Genomic DNA, 18,429 nt, shown 5'->3' on the forward strand with positions numbered 1-18,429 from the left:
CGCGCGCCTGGCCCGGGCGCCCAGGCCGTCCCGGCCGGTCGGCGCGGCGCTCTGCTCGGCGGTCGCCGTCACCGTCGGTACGGCGGACGGGCCGGCCTGGACGGCGGGCACCGGGTCGTCGGAAGCGCAGGCGGGCAGAGTCGCGGTGGCGACACCGAGGACGAGTACGGCGGCAAGCGACGTCAGGCGCACCCCGTGATGCTAGGGCGTCTGTCAAAGCCCCGGGCCGGGCCGACCGCCCGTCAGCTGTGCGAGAGCGCGAACGCGGTCAGGAAGCCGGCGACAGTGATCAGGCCGACCAGCAGATGCGCGTCCTCGAACGCCTCGGGGACCATGGTGTCGGTGATCATCGCGAGGATCGCGCCGGCGGCCAGCGCCGTGATCCCGGCCAGCACCTCCGGTGGGGCGCCGCCCAGCAGCGTGTTGCCGAGCAGCGCGGCCACCCCGCTGATCAGGGCGATCCCGGTCCAGAGCAGGAACACGTACCGCCGGGTCCGGCCGGCCTGGCGCATGCCGGCCGCGCTGGACAGTCCCTCCGGCACGTTGCTGAGGAAGACCGCCGCCACCGTGACCAGGCTGACCGCGCCGCCGGTGAGCAGGCTCGCGCCGATCACCACCGACTCCGGTACGCCGTCGAGCAGCGCGCCCACGGCGATCGCCGAGCCGGAACCGGGCTGCTCGTTCTCGGAGGGCTGCTGGTCACCGGAGCGTTTCCGGTGCCGGGCGCCGTGCCGGGCGAGCGCCAGATTGGCCAGTGTGTAGACGATGGCGCCGGCGGCCGCGCCGAGGGCGGTCGGCAGCAGCCCGCCCTGCGCGTGCGCCTCGGCGATCAACTCGAACGACACGGCGGAGAGCAGCACCCCCGCGCCGAACGCCATGATCGACGCGATGAGGCGCTGCGGCACCCGGGCGAACCAGCCGACCGCCGCGCCGACCAGCAGAGCCGACCCGGCCAGCAGCCCCCACTCACCCGCCTGTAACCACTCCGGCATTCGCGGGACCCTACCCACGGTCGCCGGTGCGGCAAACCCGATCGCGAGGAGGGCTCAGAAGTCGGCGAAGAGGTACGGCACCCGGTGCGGGAAGATGCCGCGCAGCTCGACGGCCGCGTCCGCCGGCACCTCGCCCAACCCACGCAACGGCAGCTCGGCCGGGTCGAGCACCCCGTACGCCAGGGCGGAGAGCCCGGCCGCCGTGAGCGTGGCAGTCGGCGCGCGGCCGGACCTGTCGTCGACCACCTCCAGCGCGCCGGTCGTGCCATCCAGCAGGTGGGTGCCGGTCAGCCAGCGATCCCCGGTCAGCTCGACCCGGACCCGACCTGGCCCGCTGGGCAGACCGCTCAGGGCGTCCACTGACAACAGCCGGGCCATCGGCGCGGACGAGCCCGGCCGGCCCACCCGCGCGTCGACGTGCACGTCCAGGTCGGTCAGCCACAACTCCGGCAGCTCGTTTGGCGGAACCTGCACGGTGACCCGTTCGACCTGGTCGACGTGCCGGGCGAAGAACTGCAACAGCAGGGTTCGGGACAGCGGATCGGTGGCGAGCAGTTCGTTGCCGTGCAGCGTCCCACCGTGCTCGTCGATCCGGTACGCGACCGCGCCGGTGACCTCGCCGTCCACCCGGGCGGTGAGCAGCCAGTGCTCGTCGCGGTCACGCAGGCCGACCGCCCGGTAGTCCGGGAAGAGTGAGAAGCCGTGCCGGTGCGTGAGGCAGCGCTCGGTGAACGCCCGCCATGCCGGGTAGCCGGCCGAGATGCGCTCCCAGCCCACCTCGCCCGGCAGCTCGGCGCGCAGCAGCGAACCCAGGTCGGCCGGGATGAAGCTGACCATGCGGGGTTTGGGCAGCCCGGTGTAGCCGAACCGGGCGTAGAAGCTGGGTCGGAACGGGTACAGCGCGCTGAGCCGGAACCCCTCGTCGCGCATCTCGTCGAGGAGTTGGTGCAGCAACGTCCGGACGTGCCCCTGCCGGCGAGCCAGCGGATGGGTGGCCACCCCGGCGACGCCGGCCATCGGCAGCACCACCCCTCGGAGGTTCTGCCGCATCGGGATGGCCGTGACGGCGGCCCGCGTCTCGCCGCCCTCCTCCAACACCAGCGTCGTGTTGCCCTGGTGGTAGGGCAGGTAGTCGCGGAACTGCTCGACCCGCGCCGCAGTCAGCGGCGACGACTCGAAGGCGTACGCGGCCAGCGGGAAGCTGGTGGTGAGGCGGTCGTCGGCGGTCACCCGGCGGATGGTCATTCGCCCATCTCAACCCGCGGTGCGGGTGCCAGCAACCGGATTGGCCCGATTCGTGACCGGTGACGCCGGCCGGTCCCCCGGGCCCGGCGCCGGTCAGCCGACGGGCAGCTGCCGCAGGTGTCGGCGGCGGCGCAGTCGGACGCTGGCCACGGCGGACACCCCGAGGGCCAGCAGGGCGGTGACGACGAGCCCGTGCAGCAGGCCCCGGGCGAGGTAACCCTGGTCGGTGTGGTCGACAGTCCAGGTGGCGATCTCCCGGCTCGACCAGAACGGGGTCAGCTTCGCCCCCGACCGGCCGGGTCGATCAGCATCTGCACGGTCACCACGGTGAGCAGCAGCAGCGTCCCCTCCAGCTCCCGGGGGAGCAACGCGCCGATCAGCATCCCGAACGGCGCCGCCACCGCGACGGAGCAGAGCAACGCCAGGGCCAGACCGCTGTACCGCAGGTTCGCTCCGTCGAGCATCGGGAGCAGGAAGAACGGTACGGAGATGACCACCCCCACCGCCCACAGGCCGAGCATCCGACCAAGGTAGAGGTGGTGCGGGCGGTAACCGGCCAGCCGTAGCCTCGGCTCCAGCTCGCGGGCCGCGGTGGTGGCGAACAGCGCCGCTGTGCTCACCGCCCACCCCACGCCGAGCAGCAGTGAACGGACCGACTGGCCGAGGTAGCTGTCCCGGCGGATCAGGTAGAAGGTCAACGGCATCAACAACAACAGCAGGAGTACGCCTCGACGCCGCAGCAGCTCCCGCACTGTCATCTCGGCGACGGTGGTGAGTCGGTTCACTGGTGGCCTCCCTGAACGCCGGGGGCGCGCCACCCGGTCTCCTGCGCCGGGGTCAGGTCGAGCACGGTGTCCACCCGGTCGAGCTGGTTGAGCAGGTGGGTCACCACGACGACCGCCGTGCCGGTGTCCCGTAACCGGCTGAGCTGGTCCCAGAAGTTGACGTAGCTGCCCTGGTCGAAGCCCTGGTACGGCTCGTCGAGCAGCAGCACGTCCGGCTTGCTGAGGGTGGACATGGTCAGGTTGAGCTTCTGCCGGGTGCCGCCGGAGAGATGCCGGGCCGGCACATTGCCGTCCGCCTCCCAGCCGAGCTGACGGGCCGCTGCCCGTCCGGCCCGGCGGGCCGGCCCCCGTGCCATGCCCTGACCGGCGCCCACCAACACGAAGTGCTCGTCGGGGAGGAGGAAATCGGCTGTGCCGCCGGACTGTGGGCAGTAGCTGAGGCGCCCGGAGACGGTCACCGCACCGGCGTCGGGCGAGAGCAGCCCGGCGCAGATCCGCAGAAAGGTGCTCTTGCCGCAGCCGTTCGCGCCGATCACGGCGGCGATCTGTCCGCCCCGGACGGTCAGCGTGGCGTCGCGCAGCACCGTCCGCCGCCCGTACCGCTTGGTGATGCCCGTGGCGTGCAGCCGGACCGGTCCGGGGCGTGGCCCGGGCGCGGTGCCGATGCTCTCCACGATCGCGCCCGCGTACTGCTGGGGTGGGCCGAAGACGACCCAGGGATCGCCGCCCCCGTCGCGGAGGTGTGTGGCGGCCTCGGCGACCACGTGCCGAGCGGCGTCCGCCGCGACCCGGCGCTGGTGCAGCTCGGCCGTGAGCGCACGCAGCCAATCGTTGGCGTTCACCGGGCAACCCCCTTAGTGACGATGTCGTTCACCGGCGCGACGAAGCTGAGCCAGGCGCGGCCGCCTTCCCGGAGCGCCGTGTGCCCGTGGTCGGTGAGTCGGTAGTACTTGCGGGCCGGCCCGGCGGTGCCCTCCCGCCACTCGGCGGTCACCAGCCCGGTCTTCTGTAGGCGGAGCAGCACGGGATAGAGCGTGCCGCCCTGGATCGGCCCGACCCCGACGGCGTCGAGCGCCTGGGCGAGCTGGTAGCCGTAGGACTCTTGCTCGGCCAGCAGGGCCAGGACGCAGATGTCGAGCACCCCTCGCAGCCACTGCCCACGCCGGTCCGAATCCACAGGCCGGACACTAGCGGCGCAACCTAGATGGCACAACTACCTACTGAGCTGAGAGGGGCCCGCCGCCTGGTTCTCGCGATTGTTCGAGCAGGCCGGCTCGGGTCAGCGGGCGACGACGTCGGAGACCACGACCGTGACGTTGTCCGGTGCGCCCGCGTGGTGCGCCAGCTTCACCAGCTGCTCGCCGCACTGCTGACGGTCGGCGTACATGCCCAGCGCCGCCGCGATGGCCTCGTCCTCGACGTAGTCGGAGAGCCCGTCGCTGCACAGCAGCAGTCGGTCGCCGGGGACCACGGTGAGCACGCCGACCGCCGGTGGGGTGTCGGCGCCCTGCACGGCCCGGGTCACCAGGGACCGCTGCGGGTGGTAGCGGGCCTGCTCGGGCGAGAGCGTGCCCTGGTCGACAAGGGCCTGGACGAACGTGTCGTCCCGGGTGAGCTGGGTCAGCTCCCCGTCGCGCAGCAGGTAGCACCGGGAGTCGCCGACCTGGGCCAGCACCAGGGTCTCGCCGGCCAGCAGTGCAGCGGTGAGCGTGGTGCCCATCCCGTCCCGGCTCGGGTCGACGGTGATGGCGGCGTGGATGCGCTGGTTGGCGGTGCTCACCACGGCACGTAGGGCGTCGGCGGCGCCGTCGGGGTCGGTGGGCGGGACCAGTTCGTCCAGGATCCGGATCACGATCTCGCTCGCCACCTCGCCCGCGGGGAGCCCACCCATGCCGTCGGCGACGGCGATCAGGCGGTCACCGGCGAGGGCGGAGTCCTCGTTGTTGGTCCGAACCAAGCCGATGTCGTTGAGGATGACCGAGCGGAGGATCAGCGTCATGGGGTCAAGCTTGCCAAGAAGAACCCGGATTCGTCTCTACGGCTCCTGCGAAGGTCGAGAAATGATTGCGATTTCCGTCGTCGGGTCGACGGTGCGCGCCTGATCGGTCGGCTCTCGGTGGCGCGGATAGCGCAGGAGCAGGCTGGCGGCGACCTCCTCGTCACCCACCGCCGTGTAGCTGTGCGGCACGTCCGACACCCAGCGGAGATGACCACCGGCCGGGGCGGTCAGCGGTGCGTCGGCCGGCCCGGCGCGCAGCACCCCGGCGAAGACGGTGACGTGTTCGGTGACCCCCGGCTGGTGGGCGGGGGAGAGCTGCCCCGGGCCGGGCGCGACACGCATCCGGTACAGCTCGTAGGTCGCGTCGGTGTCGGTGAACACCTCCAGCAGGGTGGCGGTGACCGCGGCGCCGTGCACGGTGGGCCCGGCGGCCGGCTCGGTCAGCAGCGCGGTGAGCGGCACGCCGAGCTGCGCGGTGACCGCCCAGAGCGTCTCCAGGGTGGGGTTGCGGGTGCCGTGTTCCAGGCCGGAGAGGGTGGCCTTTCCGACACCGGCGAGGCGGGCCAGTGTGGACAGCGAGATGCCCCGCTCCTCGCGCAGGGCACGGACCCGGCGACCGACGACGACGGGATCCACGTCGAGGCCCGGACGGCGGGCTGGTGGTGGTTGCGGCACCCGGCTATCGTGCTACACGCTGTCGTTCCGTAAACGGAACAGTCGGGGGAGTGGGAATGGCCGGACGCGTGCAACCACTACTGGCGGGCGTGGTTACCGCGCTGGTCGGCTTCGCCAGCTCGTTCACCGTCGTCCTGGCCGGGCTCCGGGCGGCCGGCGCGTCGGACGCGCAGGCCGCATCGGGCCTGCTCGCCCTCTGCGTGGCGTGTGGTCTCGCCGCCGCCTGGCTGGGCTGGCGGTACCGGATACCGATGAGCGCGGCCTGGTCCACACCGGGCGCGGCGCTGCTGGTGGCGACCGGGCCGCCCCCGGGCGGGTGGCCGGTCGCGGTGGGCGCCTTCCTCGTCTCGGGTCTGCTGATCGTCGCGGCCGGGCTGTTCCCGCCGCTGGGCCGCGCGGTGGCGGCCATCCCCAAGCCGGTGGCCGGCGCGATGCTCGCCGGGGTGCTGCTGCCGCTGTGCACCGCTCCGGTCCGCGCGCTTGTCGACCTGCCCCTGGTGGCGGGCCCGGTGGTGCTCGGCTGGCTGCTGCTGCACCGGTTCGCCCGCCGCTGGGCGGTGCCCGGTGCGCTGGTGGTGGCGGTCGCGGCGATCGCGCTGACCGCACCGCCCGCCGGCCTGCCCGGCGCCGCGCTGATCCCGTCGGTCACGCTGACCGTGCCGGCCTGGAACGCGTCGGCCCTGGTCGGTCTCGCCCTGCCGTTGTTCCTGGTCACCATGGCCGCGCAGAACGTGCCGGGCATGGCGGTGCTGGTCGGCTACGGCTATCGTCCGCCGTTCGGGGCGCGCTGCGGACCACCGGCCTGTTGAGCCTGCTCGCCGCGCCGGCCGGTGGGCACGCGGTGAACCTCGCGGCGATCACCGCCGCGCTCGCCGCCGGCCCCGACGCGCACCCGGACCCGGACCGCCGGTGGGTCCCATCCGCGCGCAGGTGAACATCGAGGTGAACATGTGCGCCGGCACCTCGGCGAAGTCCAGCACCACGGCCGACCAGAACTCGACGTTGGTGGCCAGCACCCGGTCCGGACGGCGGGCCTGCAACTCGGCGAGGGCGGCCTTCTCCAGCGCCTCGGCGATCTCGAAGCGCGGCGCGCCCAGCTCCTTGGCGGTGCGCCGGAGCACCCGGGCGCGCGGGTCCTCGGCCCGGTAGACGCGGTGGCCGAAGCCCATCAACCGCTCGCCGCGGTCGAGTACGCCCTTGACGTAGCCCTCCGCGTCACCGCTGCGCTCCACCGCCTCCAGCATGCTGAGCACCCGGGAGGGTGCGCCGCCGTGCAGCGGGCCGGAGAGGGCGCCGATGCCGGAGGAGATGCAGGCCGCCGCGTCCGCCCCGGTGGAGGCGACGATGCGGGCGGTGAAGGTGGACGCGTTCAGGCCGTGTTCGGCGGCCGAGATGAAGTACGCGTCGACGGCCTTGACGTGCCGTGGGTCGGGCTCGCCACGCCAGCGCTTCATGAACCGCTCGACGATGGTCTGCGCCTTGTCGATCTCCTTCTGCGGCACCGCCGGCAGGCCGAGGCCACGGGCGGACTGGGCGACGAAGGAGAGCGCTGTCACCGAGACCCGGGCCAGGTCCTCGCGGGCCTGCTCGTCGGAGATGTCCAGGAGTTGGTTGAGACCCCAGTACGGGGCCAGCATGGCGACCGCGGACTGCACGTCGACCCGGATGTCACCGGAGTGCACCGGCACCGGGAACGGCTCCGCCGGCGGCAGACCCGGCCCGAACCGCCCGTCGACCAGCAGCGCCCACACGTTGCCGAACGACACCTGGCCGATCAGATCCTCGATGTCGACACCGCGGTAGCGCAGCGCGCCACCCTCGCGGTCCGGTTCGGCGATCTCGGTTTCGAAGGCGACGACGCCCTCCAGCCCGGGTTTGAAATCGGCCATGTCGTTCTCCTGGATCTGGTCGGTGCGCCCGATCAGCTCATCCGGCCCGATCGGCCGAGCGCCTTAGGCACCCTCAGGGATGTGTGCGGAACATCTTGCCTGCTGAGTAAGGGATACGCGACCCACTGCGACTGTGCTGCACACGACATCCCCGGGCGCGCATTCTCCTCCTCGCTCGGTGAGACTGGGCAGGGCGGGCTGGCCAGCGCGGGAGGGCGGTGGCGAGGACGCCGAGGAGGAGTGGGGACGTGACGGGCGACACACCTGCCCCGGCCGCGATGCGTAACGAGTACGCCGCGGACCTGGGCCTGACCGAGGCTGACCTGGCCGTCGACTGGCACACCCAGTTCGGCCGCTGGTTCGCCGACGCGGTGGCCTTCGGGCTGCCCGAACCGAACGCCATGGTGCTGGGCACCGCCGACCCGGCCGGTCGGCCGAGCGGGCGGACGGTGCTGTTGAAGGGGTACGACCCGCAGGGCCTCGTCCTCTTCACCAACCACCTGTCGCGCAAGGGCGTCGAGGCGTCCGCCAACCCGTACGCCAGCCTGGTCTTTCCGTGGTTCCCGATGCAGCGGCAGGTGGTCGTCGCCGGGCGGATCACCCCGGTCGACCGCGCGACGACCGAGGCGTACTTCGCCAGCCGGCCGCGCGGCTCCCAACTGGGTGCCTGGGCCAGCCCGCAGTCCGCTGTGGTGTCCGGCCGGGCGGCACTGGAGGAGCGGTACCAGCAGGCGGCCGAGCGGTTCGCCGAGCAGACCGAGATCCCGGCGCCGCCGCACTGGGGCGGGTTGCGGGTCCAACCCGAGTCGGTGGAGTTCTGGCAGGGCCGGGCCGGTCGGTTGCACGACCGGCTCCGCTTCCGCCGCCTGGACGAGGGTGGCTGGACCGTCGAGCGGTTGGCGCCGTGACCGGTGTGCGGGAGGCTCGGCCGCGCGGATCGCGCCGCTGGGCGATCGACGTACGTCCGCTGCGGGTGCCGGCGTACCGGCGGCTCTGGCTCGGCAACACCGTGGCGATGTTCGGTTTCCAGTTCACCGCCGTCGCGGTGCCGGTGGAGATGTACGCCCTGACCCGGGACTCGTTCTGGGTGGGCCTGCTGGGCGTGGCTGCCTTCGTACCGTTGCTGATCTTCGGGCTCTGGGGTGGCGCGGTCGCCGACGCCCGTGACCGCCGTGCGGTGCTGCTCGGTGGCTCATTGTTGCTTTGGGCATCCACTCTCGGGCTGCTGGTCCAGGCGCTGCTGGACGTGGGCAGCCCGGTGCTGCTGTTGGCGCTGATGGCGGTCCAGTCGGTGGCGTTCGCGATCAGTTCGCCGGCCCGCAGCGCCATGCTGCCCCGGCTGGTTCCGCAGGACCTGGTGGCGTCCGCCACCACCCTGAACTACACCACCTTCACCGCCGCCTCGGTCGCCGGGCCGCTCGCCGCCGGCCTGATCCTCTCCGCCTCGCCGGACACCTCGGTGGTCCTGCCGATCGCGTACGGGGTGGATGCGGTGCTGTTCACCGCGATGCTCTGGGCCGCGCTGCGGCTGCCCGCGCTGCCGCCCGAGCCGACCGCCGACGCCAGGCCCGCCGCGCCGGCCTGGCCAGCGTCATCGACGGGTTCCGCTACCTGGCCACCACGCCGGTGCTGCTGTTGTCCTTCGCGGTGGACCTGATCGCGATGATCCTCGCGATGCCGCGGGCGCTCTTTCCGGAGATCGCCCAGGAACGGTTCGGCGGCGGTGGAGCGGTCGGCCTGCTCTACAGCGCCATCGCCATCGGGTCGATGATCGGTGGGCTGACCTCCGGTTGGATCGGCCGGCTCCGCCGGCAGGGGCTCGGCCTGGTGCTCGCGGTGGTCGGCTGGGGTCTGGCGATCGCCGCGGCGGGGCTGGCCCAGCAGCTCTGGCTGATGGTCGTGCTGCTCGCCGTGGCCGGGGCCGCCGACCTGATCAGCGCGGTGCTGCGGCAGTCGATGCTGCTGGTCTACGCGCCGGACCGGATGCGCGGCCGGTTGCAGGGCGTCAACACGGTCGTGGTGGCGGGTGGCCCACGCCTGGGTGACCTGCGCGCCGGCACCATGGCCGCCGGTTTCGGGGGCGGCGTCGCCTGGGTGGCCGGCGGGCTCGCCTCGGCGGTGCTCGTGGTGGTGCTCGCGGTCGCGTTCCCGGCACTGCTGCGCTACCGGGCGGCGACGGTGTCGAGCGGGGAGCGGACGTGACCGGTTAGGGTCGCCGGCATGGAAAGCCCCGAGCAGCGCCCGTTGTCCGGCGCCCAGTGGACCATCTCCGCCGCCGGTCACGAGGCCGTCATCGTCGAGGTGGGCGGTGGGCTGCGAACGTACCGGCACGACGGTGTGGACCTTCTCGACGGGTACCGGACCGACGAACTCTGCGCCGGTTCGACCGGGCAGGTGCTGGCACCGTGGCCGAACCGGATCCGCGACGGCCGCTACTCGTTCGGTGGGCGGACGCACCAGCTCTCGCTTACCGAGCCGGAGCGGCACGTGGCCATCCACGGGCTGGTCAACTGGGTGCCGTGGCGGCTGCTGGAGCAGTCCGAGGACGCGGTGACGATCGGCTACGACCTTCCGCCGCAGCCCGGCTACCCGTGGCCGCTGCGGCTGCGTAGCCGGTGGAGCGTCGACACGGACGGGCTGCGCGCCGAGCACGAGGTCACCAACACCGGTGCCGAGCTGGCCCCGTTCGGGTTCTCCGTGCATCCGTACCTGCAACTGCCGGGTGTCGCGGTGGACGACCTGGTGCTGCGGCTGCCGGCGCGGAGCCGGGTGGTGGTGGACGGTCGGTTGCTGCCGGTGGGGGTGACCCCGGTGGCCGGCACCGAGTACGACTGGACCAGCCCTCGTCGGATCGGCGGGGCCGAGTTGGACACCTGCTTCGGGCGGGTGGTCCGGGACGCCGACGGTGGCTCTTCGGTCAGCCTGTCCGCGCCGGATGGTTCCGCCGGGGTGAGCATCTGGGCGGATGCCGAGTTCGGTTGGTGGCAGGTGTTCACCGGCGACGCCCTCACCGGTGAGCGGCACCGCCGTTCGGTGGCGATCGAGCCGATGACCTGCCCACCTGACGCGTTCCGGTCGGGCAAGGATCTGCTCACGCTCAAGCCCGGCGCGTCCTGGCGGGGCACCTGGGGCCTGCGCCCCGGAGCCTGATGGAGTTCGCCGAGGTTGTCCGCCGTCGGCGGATGGTGCGCAACTACGACCCGGACCGTCCGGTCCCGCCCGACGTGGTGGACCGGCTGCTCGACCATGCGGTCCGCGCCCCGTCGGCTGGCTTCGCCCAGGGCTGGGGTTTCCTGGTGCTGGAGGAGCCGGCCGACCGGGAGCGGTTCTGGGCCGCCACCACCCCGGACGGTGGTGGGCGGGAGCGGTGGCTCGCGGGGATGCGCCGGGCGCCGCTGATCGTGGTGCCGCACGCCAACGAGTCGGCCTACCTGCGCCGGTACGCGGAGCCGGACAAGGGCTGGACGGATCAGTCCACCGACCGGTGGCCGGTGCCGTACTGGCACGTGGACACCGGCTTCGCGGCGCTGCTGATGCTGCTCACCGCCGTGGACGAGGGCCTGGGGGCATGCTTCTTCGGCATCCCGCCGCAGCGGCTCGCCAGCTACCGGGACGCGTTCGGCGTGCCGCCGGAGTACCAACCCATCGGTGCCGTCACAATCGGTTACCGGGCGGCTGACCATCGGTCACCGTCGTTGCGCCGTGGGCGCCGGCCGATGGACGAGATCGTACGGCGCGGCCGGTGGAGCTGAGGCCGGCGTCCCGTTCATCCTGTTCGTCGGGGTTGAGGATCGGACGACCGGTAGTGAAACTGACATCAGGGAGCAGAACGCAGCGTGCACCGGGCGGCTAGGCTGGCACGGTCATCGGTGCCGCGCCGCGCGGTGCCCGCCGCGGCCCGGCTCGGCGCCGTCGGTCGGCCCGGCCACGGGGAGGGGAGCGTGCCGTCGTGATCTTCAGAGCGGTCCGGGACGGGCGTCCCTATCCGGAGCACAATCTGACGCTCAAGCAGTGGGCGGAGATCCCGCCACGGCCACTGCGCCTGGACCAGATGATCACCACCAAGCGTGAGCTTGCGCTGGACAAGCTCCTCGCCGAGGACTCCACCTTCTACGGTGACCTCTTTCCGCACGTGGTGCAGTGGAACGGTGGGCTCTATCTGGAGGACGGGCTGCACCGGGCGCTGCGCGCCGCCCTGCAACAGCGCAACCAGATCCACGCCCGGGTGCTGGTGCTCTCCGAGCCCATCGAGTGACGCGACAGCGCACATCGGCCTGAGTCTTCGTTAGGGTGGCCTCCATGACCGCTCCGCTGGACCTGCTCGACCTGGACCCGTCGCTCAGCGAGGAGGAGCGGCAGATCCGCGACGTCGTCCGCCAGCTCGTCGACGACCGGGTGCGGCCACACGTCGCCGACTGGTACGAGGACGGCCGAGTGCCGGCCCGGGAGCTGGCCCGCGAATTCGGCAAGCTCGGCCTGCTCGGCATGCACCTGAGCGGGTACGGCTGCGCCGGCTCCTCAGCGGTCGCCTACGGGCTCGCCTGCCAGGAGTTGGAGGCCGCCGACTCCGGCGTCCGCTCGCTGGTCTCGGTGCAGGGATCACTCGCCATGTACGCCATCTGGCGCTACGGCAGCGAGGAGCAGAAGCAGCGCTGGCTGCCGTCGATGGCCACCGGCGAGGCGATCGGGTGTTTCGGCCTGACCGAACCGGACCACGGCTCCGACCCGGCCTCGATGACCACCCGGGCCCGCCGGGACGGCGGCGACTGGGTGCTCGACGGCGGAAAGATGTGGATCACCAACGCGCCGATCGCGGACATCGCGGTGATCTGGGCGCGCACCGACGAGGGGGTTCGCGGTTTCGCCGTACCGATGGACACGCCCGGCGTCACGGCCCGCGAGATCCGCCGCAAGATGTCGCTGCGCGCCTCCAGCACCGGCGAGATCGTGCTCGACGACGTCCGACTTCCGGCCGCCGCCCAACTGCCCGAGGCGGTCGGGCTCAAGGCGCCGCTGAGCTGCCTCACCGAGGCCCGGTACGGCATCGTCTGGGGCGCGCTGGGCGCCGCCCGTGACTGCCTGGAAACCACAGTGGCGTACGCCACCACCCGGACCCAGTTCGGTCGTCCGCTGGCCGGCTTCCAGCTCACCCAGGCCAAGCTGGCGGACATGGCGGTCGAGTTGGTGAAGGGGCAACTGCTCGCGCTGCACCTGGGCCGGCTCGCCGACGCCCACCGGCTGCGACCGGAGCAGGTCAGCGTGGGCAAGCTGAACAACGTTCGGGAGGCGCTGAACATCGCCCGGCAGTGCCGCACCATCCTCGGCGCCAACGGCATCTCCGGCGAGTACCCGGTGCTGCGGCACGCGAACAACCTGGAGAGTGTGCTGACCTACGAGGGCACCTCCGAGATCCACCAACTGGTTGTCGGGCAGCGGCTCACCGGGCTCTCCGCATTCGCCTGACCTGCCCTTTCGCGCCTTACTGACGCTCGACGCGCGACTGTCGTAACGGGGCCGTACCGTCATTGACAGACGACGTGTCTGACGAGGACGGTGAGCGTGATGACCCCCGACGCTGGCAGCAACGAGCCCACGAGGGAGTTCCCCGGTTACCCGACCGGTGACGATCTCAAGGCGCGGTCGACCGCGACACCCGAGCCGACCACTGACGCGCCCGGTGGACCGGGCGGGCCCGCAGGCCCCGGCGGTCCTGGTGGTCCTGGTGGTCCGACGACCGGCGGCGATGGGCCGGGCGGTGGCGGTGGGGCGGCCCGGGGTCTGCTCCTGCTGCTCGGCGCCGCCGCGCTGGCCGTGGTGGTGTTGCTCGGCATCCAGGCGACCGGCCTGCTGCCGGAGTTCCGTAACCCGTTCGCCAAGGAACAGACCGACCGCAGCCAGCCGCCTCTGCTGAAGTCGATCCAGGACCTCAGCCGCTACGTGGCGGCCGAAGGCAACTTCCAGGTGGTGGTCGACACCCAGAACGACAGGCGCAACGTCCCGGACTTCCTGCTCAACGAGCGCACCCTCTTCGTCGGGGCCGGCAGCGTCGAGGCGTACGTCGACTTCACCAAGATCGGTGAGGGTGCCGTCGTCCAGTCCGCCGACGGCAAGTCCGTCGAGATCAAGCTGCCCGCGCCGCAGCTCGGCGAGACCAACCTCGACATGGAGAAGAGCTACGTCTTCGCCGAGCAGCGAGGTCTGCTCAACCGGCTCGGTGACCTGGTCGGCAACGACCCCAACCGGCAGCAGCAGGTCTACCAGCTCGCCGAGGACCGGATCACCGCCGCAGCTCGGGACAGCGGGCTCTCCGCCCGGGCCGAGGAGAACACCCGCAAGATGCTGGAGGGGCTGCTCCGCTCCCTCGGCTACCAGCAGATCACCGTCACCTTCACCGCCCCCTGACCTGCTCGATCCGGAACGCCGAAGCGCCCGCGCCGACTCTCGTCGGCGCGGGCCTTCCTCGTGATGCCCCCCGCAGTACCCTCCCTCGCCCCCGGCACCGCCCCGCACGGCGCCCAGCCACCGATCTGCCAGATTTGGGACTCCGGCGTGCCCGCAATCCGAGCAATCTTGACATCCGTTAGCTGCTAACGGAAACTGTCCAAGATCTGTGATTAGGCGGGTGTGCGGGGCAGGTCAGTGGCCGGTGGAGGCGAGGTAGCGGTCCTCGTTCGGCATGAGAACCCAGAGGATCAGGTAGACGATCACCTGGGTGCCGGGCAGCAGCAGGGACAGCAGGAACAGCAGCCGAACCATCCCCGCGGACATGCCGAACCGCCGACCGAGGCCAGCGCAGACACCGGCGAGCATGCGCCCCTCGCGGGGCCGGACCAGTTTGCGACTCATCGTCGTACTCCCACTCTGCGGCGGTGCGCCGCGTCTGCAATCCACGGTAGAAGGGACTGGCCAGCTCGCCCTCGGTCCCGAGGAGGAGCAGCAACCCGTGGACCCGTAGGTGCTTTACCCCGGCAACCCTCCGCTGACGCCTCCCCCTGCGGCCCGCCCCCTGCCCGCCGCGCCTGCTCGCCCGCCGGCCGCGCCTGCCCCCCAAGATCGCGCTCGATTCTGGATGTAGTGGCATCGATGCCTTGGGAGACCACTACATCGGGGATCAAGCGCGATCTTGCGACGCCGCCGGGCCGGGGCGGGTGGTGGTCGGGTGTTCACGTCCCGGACCGGGTGGGCGTTGAGCTGGGCGGGTAGGCTGGATGATTGGCCCTCCACACCCCGGACGGCCGGCACCCCATACCCCGGGCGGTCCAGCGGGGCCGTCAGACCGGCGGCCACGACCCGGCCGGGTCCCGTACCCCGGGACGACGGCGAGGAAGCGCAGCCATGATCAGTGTTTTCGACCTCTTCAGCGTCGGTATCGGGCCGTCCAGCTCGCACACCGTGGGGCCGATGCGGGCGGCACGTACGTTCGTCGCCGGGCTCAAGGCCGACGGGTTGCTCAGTGACGTCGCGCGGGTGCAGGCCGAGCTGTTCGGCTCGCTGGGCGCCACGGGGCACGGGCACGGCAGTGGCCCGGCGGTGCTGCTGGGGCTGGCCGGCGAGTCACCGGAGACCGTCGACACGGACACCGTCGGTCCTCGGGTCGAGCGGATCCGGGCCGAGCGGCGGATCAGCATCCTCGACGCGCACGAGATCGACTTTGACCCGGATCGGGACCTGACGCTGCACCGCCGCCGATCGCTGCCGTACCACCCGAACGGGATGACCTTCGTGGCGTACGACGCGGCCGGTGCCGAGCTGCGCAGCCGCAGCTACTACTCCGTCGGTGGCGGGTTCGTGGTGGACGAGGCCGCGGCCGGGGCGGACCGGATCAAACCGGACAGCACCCGGGTGCGGTACCCGTTCCTCACCGGCGCGCAACTCTTGGAGGTCACCACCGCCACCGGGCTGTCGATCAGCGAGGTGATGTTGGCCAACGAGCGGTCCTGGCGCAGCGAGGCGGAGATCCGGGCGGGCCTGCTGGAGATCTGGCGGGTGATGCGGGAGTGCGTGGAGCGCGGCTGTGAGCGCGACGGCGTACTCCCTGGGGGGTTGAAGGTTCGGCGGCGTGCGGCGGAGCTGCGGCGCGGCCTGGAGGCGGACGCCGGGACCACCGACCCGCTGCACGCGATGGACTGGGTGACGCTCTTCGCCCTCGCGGTGAACGAGGAGAACGCGGCGGGCGGCCGGGTGGTGACCGCGCCGACGAATGGCGCGGCCGGGATCATCCCGGCGGTACTGCATTACTACAGCCGGTTCGTGCCGGACGCCGACGACGACGGCGTGGTGCGGTTCCTGCTGGCGGCCGGTGCGATCGGCGTGCTCTTCAAGGAGAACGCGTCGATCTCCGGCGCCGAGGTCGGCTGCCAGGGCGAGGTCGGTTCGGCGTGCTCGATGGCGGCGGCGGGGCTGGCCGAGGCGCTCGGCGGCACCCCGGAGCAGGTGGAGAACGCCGCCGAGATCGGGATGGAGCACAACCTCGGGTTGACCTGTGACCCGGTGGGTGGCCTGGTGCAGATCCCCTGCATCGAGCGGAACGCGGTGGCTAGCATCAAGGCGATCACGGCCGCCCGACTGGCGCTGCGCGGCGACGGTGTGCACGCGGTGTCGCTGGACAAGGTCATCAAGACCATGCGGGAGACGGGCGCCGACATGAAGGTCAAGTACAAGGAGACGGCGCGTGGCGGTCTGGCCGTCAACGTGATCGAGTGCTGAGTCCGGCCGATTCGGGGCATTCGTTCACCGACTGCTAACCTGTCGTCCGTTTAACGAGGCGGGAGGCTGCGGTGACCTCTGGCGTCGTGGCCCTGTGGTCGCACCGCAACTCGCTGCGCATCCTGGTCCGGCGGGATCTCGCGGTGAAGTACCAGCAGTCGGTGCTCGGCTACTTCTGGTCGCTGATCGAGCCGCTCGGCATGGGGGCGATCTACTGGTTCGTGTTCGGGGTGCTCTACTCCCGGGACACCGGCCGACACCTCGGCGAGGCGGCCGGGTCGTACCCGCTCTTCCTGATCACCGGGATCTTCGCCTGGATGTGGACCAGTTCGGCGCTGAGCGAGGCGACGAACGCGCTCACCGGCCAGTCCCGCCTGATCACCACGATGAACGTGCCGCGTCAGGTCTTTCCGATCGGCCGGGTCACCGGTCGGTTCGCCGAGTACGCGGCCGGCCTGCCGATCCTGGCCGCCATCGCGGTGATCTACGCGGCGCACGGCCGGATCCACAGCGGCTGGTCGCTGCTCTCCCTGCCGCTGGCGGTGGCCGTCCAGGCCGTCCTGTTGACCGGGCTCGCCCTGCTGCTGTCCGCGTGGAACGTGCTGATGCGCGACGTGGAACGGCTGATGCGGCTGATCATCCGGGTGCTCTTCTACGCGACACCGATCATCTATCCGCTCAGCCTGGTCCGGGAGTCCGGCCTGCCCGGCTGGCTGAAGGTGGTGTACGAGCTGAACCCGCTGGTCGGGATCTTCCAGCTGCACCACGCGATCTGGTACCCGGACGAGTTCCCGGACGCCCGACTGCTCGCCACCACTGTCGTCGGGAGCCTGCTGGTCCTGACCGCCGGTTGGTGGTCGTTCCGTCGGTTGGAACCCGCCGTGCTCAAGGAACTCTGAGATGACCGCGCCGATCATCGAGGCCGACGGCCTGGGCATCCGGTTCGTCCGCAACCGTCGCCGCCAACTGCGGCTGCGGGAGCTGTTCATCCACCGGGGCGCGCGGGGCGCGCTGCCCGGCCAGTTCTGGCCGCTGCGCGACGTGTCGTTCACCGTCGAGCCCGGCGAGACCGTCGGGGTGATCGGACGCAACGGCACCGGCAAGAGCACCCTGCTGCGGCTGATCGCCGGGGTGCTCATCCCGGACGAGGGCAGCATCCGGGTGCACGGCGCGGTGGCCCCGCTGCTGGAGTTGTCCGCCGGCTTCTCCAACGACCTGACCGGGCGGGAGAACCTGCACCTGGTCGGTGGGCTGCACGGGCTGTCGACGAGCTACCTGAAGCGGCACTTCGACGAGATCGTCGAGTTCGCCGGTGAGCAGGTGGAACGGGCCATCGACACGTCGGTGCGGCACTACTCGTCGGGGATGAAGGTGCGGCTCGGCTTCGCGATCATCTCGCACCTGCCGCACCCGATCCTGCTGATGGACGAGGTGACCGCGGTCGGGGACGCGGAGTTCCGCAAGAAGTGTTACGCGACGATTGATCGTCTGCTCGGGGAGGGGCGCACGCTGGTGCTGGTGTCACACAACGAAAAGGACCTGACCCGGTTCTGCCGTCGGGGGTTGTACCTCGACGCGGGCCGGTTGACGCTCGACGGCACGATCGCCGAGGCGCTCGACGCGTACCACGACGCGGTCCCGCGGTGACGCTCGCGATCGTGCTCGCCGCCGGGACGCCCGCGGCGGGCCTCACCACCGCGACCGGCGAGCCGCTGGCCGACCGCCTGGCCACCCAGTTGCGCCAGGCCGGCGCGGACGAGGTGCGCTTCGCCGGCCACCTCGACGAGCTGGCCGACCTGGTCGCCACCGCCAGCACCCCGGTGTTGATCACCGGCACCGACCTGGTCGCGCACACCGCCGTACTGCGGCACCTGGCCACCAGCCCGGTCGGGCCGACCGTGGCGCTGGTGCTGGGAGACCCGCCGGTGCCCGGTCGGACCGCGGTGCGCGAGGAGCGCGGCCAGGTGGTCGACGCCGGCGCGCTCGACGCTCTGGACGGGGACGCCACCGGCGTGTTCGGCGGTGCGCTGCGGGTCGGCGTGGACGACCTGCCGAACCTCGCCGCCGCCGCGCGGGCCGCCGCGTCGGGGATCCTCCCCGTCGCCACCCCGATCGGCCCGGCCGGCGACGTCTCGCCG

Annotated in this window: 19 protein-coding genes and 4 pseudogenes; 13 read left to right on the forward strand and 10 right to left on the reverse strand. The window is 71.9% G+C overall.

Going from position 1 to position 18,429, the window contains the following annotated elements; all coding sequences use genetic code 11:
• From JM949_RS21895 to JM949_RS21930, 8 genes and pseudogenes are all read right to left on the reverse strand, one after another.
• Positions 1–192, reverse strand: a pseudogene (locus JM949_RS21895) (hypothetical protein); the annotation flags it as partial.
• Positions 193–242: 50 nt separating this feature from the next.
• Positions 243–992 (reverse strand): ZIP family metal transporter, encoded by a 750-nt coding sequence (locus JM949_RS21900; RefSeq protein WP_203150244.1) that lies wholly within the window; start codon positions 990–992, stop codon positions 243–245.
• A 54-nt stretch (positions 993–1,046) separates the two neighbouring features.
• Positions 1,047–2,222, reverse strand: coding sequence for a GNAT family N-acetyltransferase (locus tag JM949_RS21905; protein ID WP_309232267.1), 1,176 nt, complete (start codon positions 2,220–2,222; stop codon positions 1,047–1,049).
• Between the two features lie 290 nt (positions 2,223–2,512).
• Positions 2,513–3,022, reverse strand: coding sequence for an ABC transporter permease (locus JM949_RS21910; protein WP_238433645.1), 510 nt, complete (start codon positions 3,020–3,022; stop codon positions 2,513–2,515).
• Positions 3,019–3,864: an ABC transporter ATP-binding protein gene (locus tag JM949_RS21915; RefSeq protein ID WP_203150246.1), complete on the reverse strand. Its 846-nt coding sequence runs from the start codon at positions 3,862–3,864 to the stop codon at positions 3,019–3,021. The genes JM949_RS21910 and JM949_RS21915 overlap by 4 nt, the downstream gene beginning before the upstream one ends.
• Positions 3,861–4,199: a PadR family transcriptional regulator gene (locus JM949_RS21920; RefSeq protein ID WP_203150247.1), complete on the reverse strand. Its 339-nt coding sequence runs from the start codon at positions 4,197–4,199 to the stop codon at positions 3,861–3,863. Before JM949_RS21920 ends, JM949_RS21915 begins: the two co-directional genes overlap by 4 nt.
• Positions 4,200–4,301: 102 nt before the next feature.
• Positions 4,302–5,021, reverse strand: a complete 720-nt coding sequence (locus tag JM949_RS21925; RefSeq protein ID WP_203150248.1) for a PP2C family protein-serine/threonine phosphatase — start codon at positions 5,019–5,021, stop codon at positions 4,302–4,304.
• A 36-nt stretch (positions 5,022–5,057) separates the two neighbouring features.
• A complete protein-coding gene (locus JM949_RS21930) occupies positions 5,058–5,696 on the reverse strand; it encodes a helix-turn-helix domain-containing protein (RefSeq protein ID WP_309232268.1) in 639 nt (212 codons plus the stop codon).
• A gap of 56 nt (positions 5,697–5,752) precedes the next feature.
• Between JM949_RS21930 and JM949_RS21935 the strand changes: the two genes are divergently transcribed.
• Positions 5,753–6,505, forward strand: coding sequence for a benzoate/H(+) symporter BenE family transporter (locus JM949_RS21935; RefSeq protein WP_407664796.1), 753 nt, complete (start codon positions 5,753–5,755; stop codon positions 6,503–6,505).
• Positions 6,506–6,537: 32 nt separating this feature from the next.
• Entirely contained in the window at positions 6,538–6,630 is a 93-nt protein-coding gene (locus JM949_RS39885; RefSeq protein WP_407664797.1) for a benzoate/H(+) symporter BenE family transporter, read from the forward strand.
• On the opposite strand, the pseudogene JM949_RS21940 reads toward JM949_RS39885, so the two are convergent.
• A pseudogene (locus JM949_RS21940) lies at positions 6,611–7,585 on the reverse strand (citrate synthase 2); the annotation flags it as partial. The gene JM949_RS39885 and the pseudogene JM949_RS21940 overlap by 20 nt on opposite strands.
• Before the next feature lie 278 nt (positions 7,586–7,863).
• On the opposite strand from JM949_RS21940, the gene pdxH reads away from it, so the two are divergent.
• The 7 genes and pseudogenes from pdxH to JM949_RS21975 all read left to right on the forward strand — a co-directional run bounded on the left by pdxH (position 7,864) and on the right by JM949_RS21975 (position 13,987).
• On the forward strand, positions 7,864–8,493 hold the full coding sequence (gene pdxH, locus JM949_RS21945; protein WP_203150256.1) for a pyridoxamine 5'-phosphate oxidase: 630 nt from the start codon (positions 7,864–7,866) through the stop codon (positions 8,491–8,493).
• Positions 8,490–9,787: pseudogene (locus JM949_RS21950) on the forward strand (MFS transporter). The gene pdxH and the pseudogene JM949_RS21950 overlap by 4 nt, the downstream one beginning before the upstream one ends.
• 18 nt (positions 9,788–9,805) lie before the next feature.
• Positions 9,806–10,735 (forward strand): aldose 1-epimerase family protein, encoded by a 930-nt coding sequence (locus JM949_RS21955; RefSeq protein ID WP_203150249.1) that lies wholly within the window; start codon positions 9,806–9,808, stop codon positions 10,733–10,735.
• Positions 10,735–11,337 (forward strand): nitroreductase family protein, encoded by a 603-nt coding sequence (locus JM949_RS21960; RefSeq protein WP_203150250.1) that lies wholly within the window; start codon positions 10,735–10,737, stop codon positions 11,335–11,337. Before JM949_RS21955 ends, JM949_RS21960 begins: the two co-directional genes overlap by 1 nt.
• A gap of 197 nt (positions 11,338–11,534) precedes the next feature.
• The gene (locus tag JM949_RS21965; protein ID WP_030329612.1) at positions 11,535–11,840 is read left to right on the forward strand and encodes a type II toxin-antitoxin system VapB family antitoxin; all 306 of its coding nucleotides are present in this window, start codon (positions 11,535–11,537) and stop codon (positions 11,838–11,840) included.
• 44 nt (positions 11,841–11,884) lie between these two features.
• Positions 11,885–13,048, forward strand: a complete 1,164-nt coding sequence (locus JM949_RS21970) for an acyl-CoA dehydrogenase family protein (RefSeq protein ID WP_203150251.1) — start codon at positions 11,885–11,887, stop codon at positions 13,046–13,048.
• A 99-nt stretch (positions 13,049–13,147) separates the two neighbouring features.
• Positions 13,148–13,987 carry a DUF4230 domain-containing protein gene (locus tag JM949_RS21975; protein WP_203150252.1) on the forward strand — a complete coding sequence of 280 codons (840 nt, stop codon included), beginning with the start codon at positions 13,148–13,150 and terminating at the stop codon, positions 13,985–13,987.
• A gap of 234 nt (positions 13,988–14,221) precedes the next feature.
• Here the strand turns inward: JM949_RS21975 and JM949_RS21980 are convergent, their stop codons facing one another.
• Positions 14,222–14,431, reverse strand: coding sequence for a PspC domain-containing protein (locus tag JM949_RS21980; protein WP_030329606.1), 210 nt, complete (start codon positions 14,429–14,431; stop codon positions 14,222–14,224).
• Between the two features lie 489 nt (positions 14,432–14,920).
• Here JM949_RS21980 and JM949_RS21985 point away from each other — a divergent pair, with 489 nt between their 5' ends.
• The 4 genes and pseudogenes from JM949_RS21985 to JM949_RS22000 form a co-directional block, all read left to right on the forward strand.
• Positions 14,921–16,291 carry an L-serine ammonia-lyase gene (locus JM949_RS21985; RefSeq protein WP_203150253.1) on the forward strand — a complete coding sequence of 457 codons (1,371 nt, stop codon included), beginning with the start codon at positions 14,921–14,923 and terminating at the stop codon, positions 16,289–16,291.
• Positions 16,292–16,362: 71 nt separating this feature from the next.
• The gene (locus JM949_RS21990) at positions 16,363–17,190 is read left to right on the forward strand and encodes an ABC transporter permease (protein ID WP_203150254.1); all 828 of its coding nucleotides are present in this window, start codon (positions 16,363–16,365) and stop codon (positions 17,188–17,190) included.
• Position 17,191: 1 nt separating this feature from the next.
• Entirely contained in the window at positions 17,192–17,938 is a 747-nt protein-coding gene (locus tag JM949_RS21995; RefSeq protein ID WP_203150255.1) for an ABC transporter ATP-binding protein, read from the forward strand.
• A pseudogene (locus JM949_RS22000) lies at positions 17,935–18,429 on the forward strand (CDP-alcohol phosphatidyltransferase family protein); the annotation flags it as partial. The gene JM949_RS21995 and the pseudogene JM949_RS22000, both read left to right, overlap by 4 nt.

The organism is Micromonospora tarensis (assembly GCF_016803395.1).
Taxonomy (GTDB): Bacteria; Actinomycetota; Actinomycetes; order Mycobacteriales; family Micromonosporaceae; genus Micromonospora; species Micromonospora tarensis.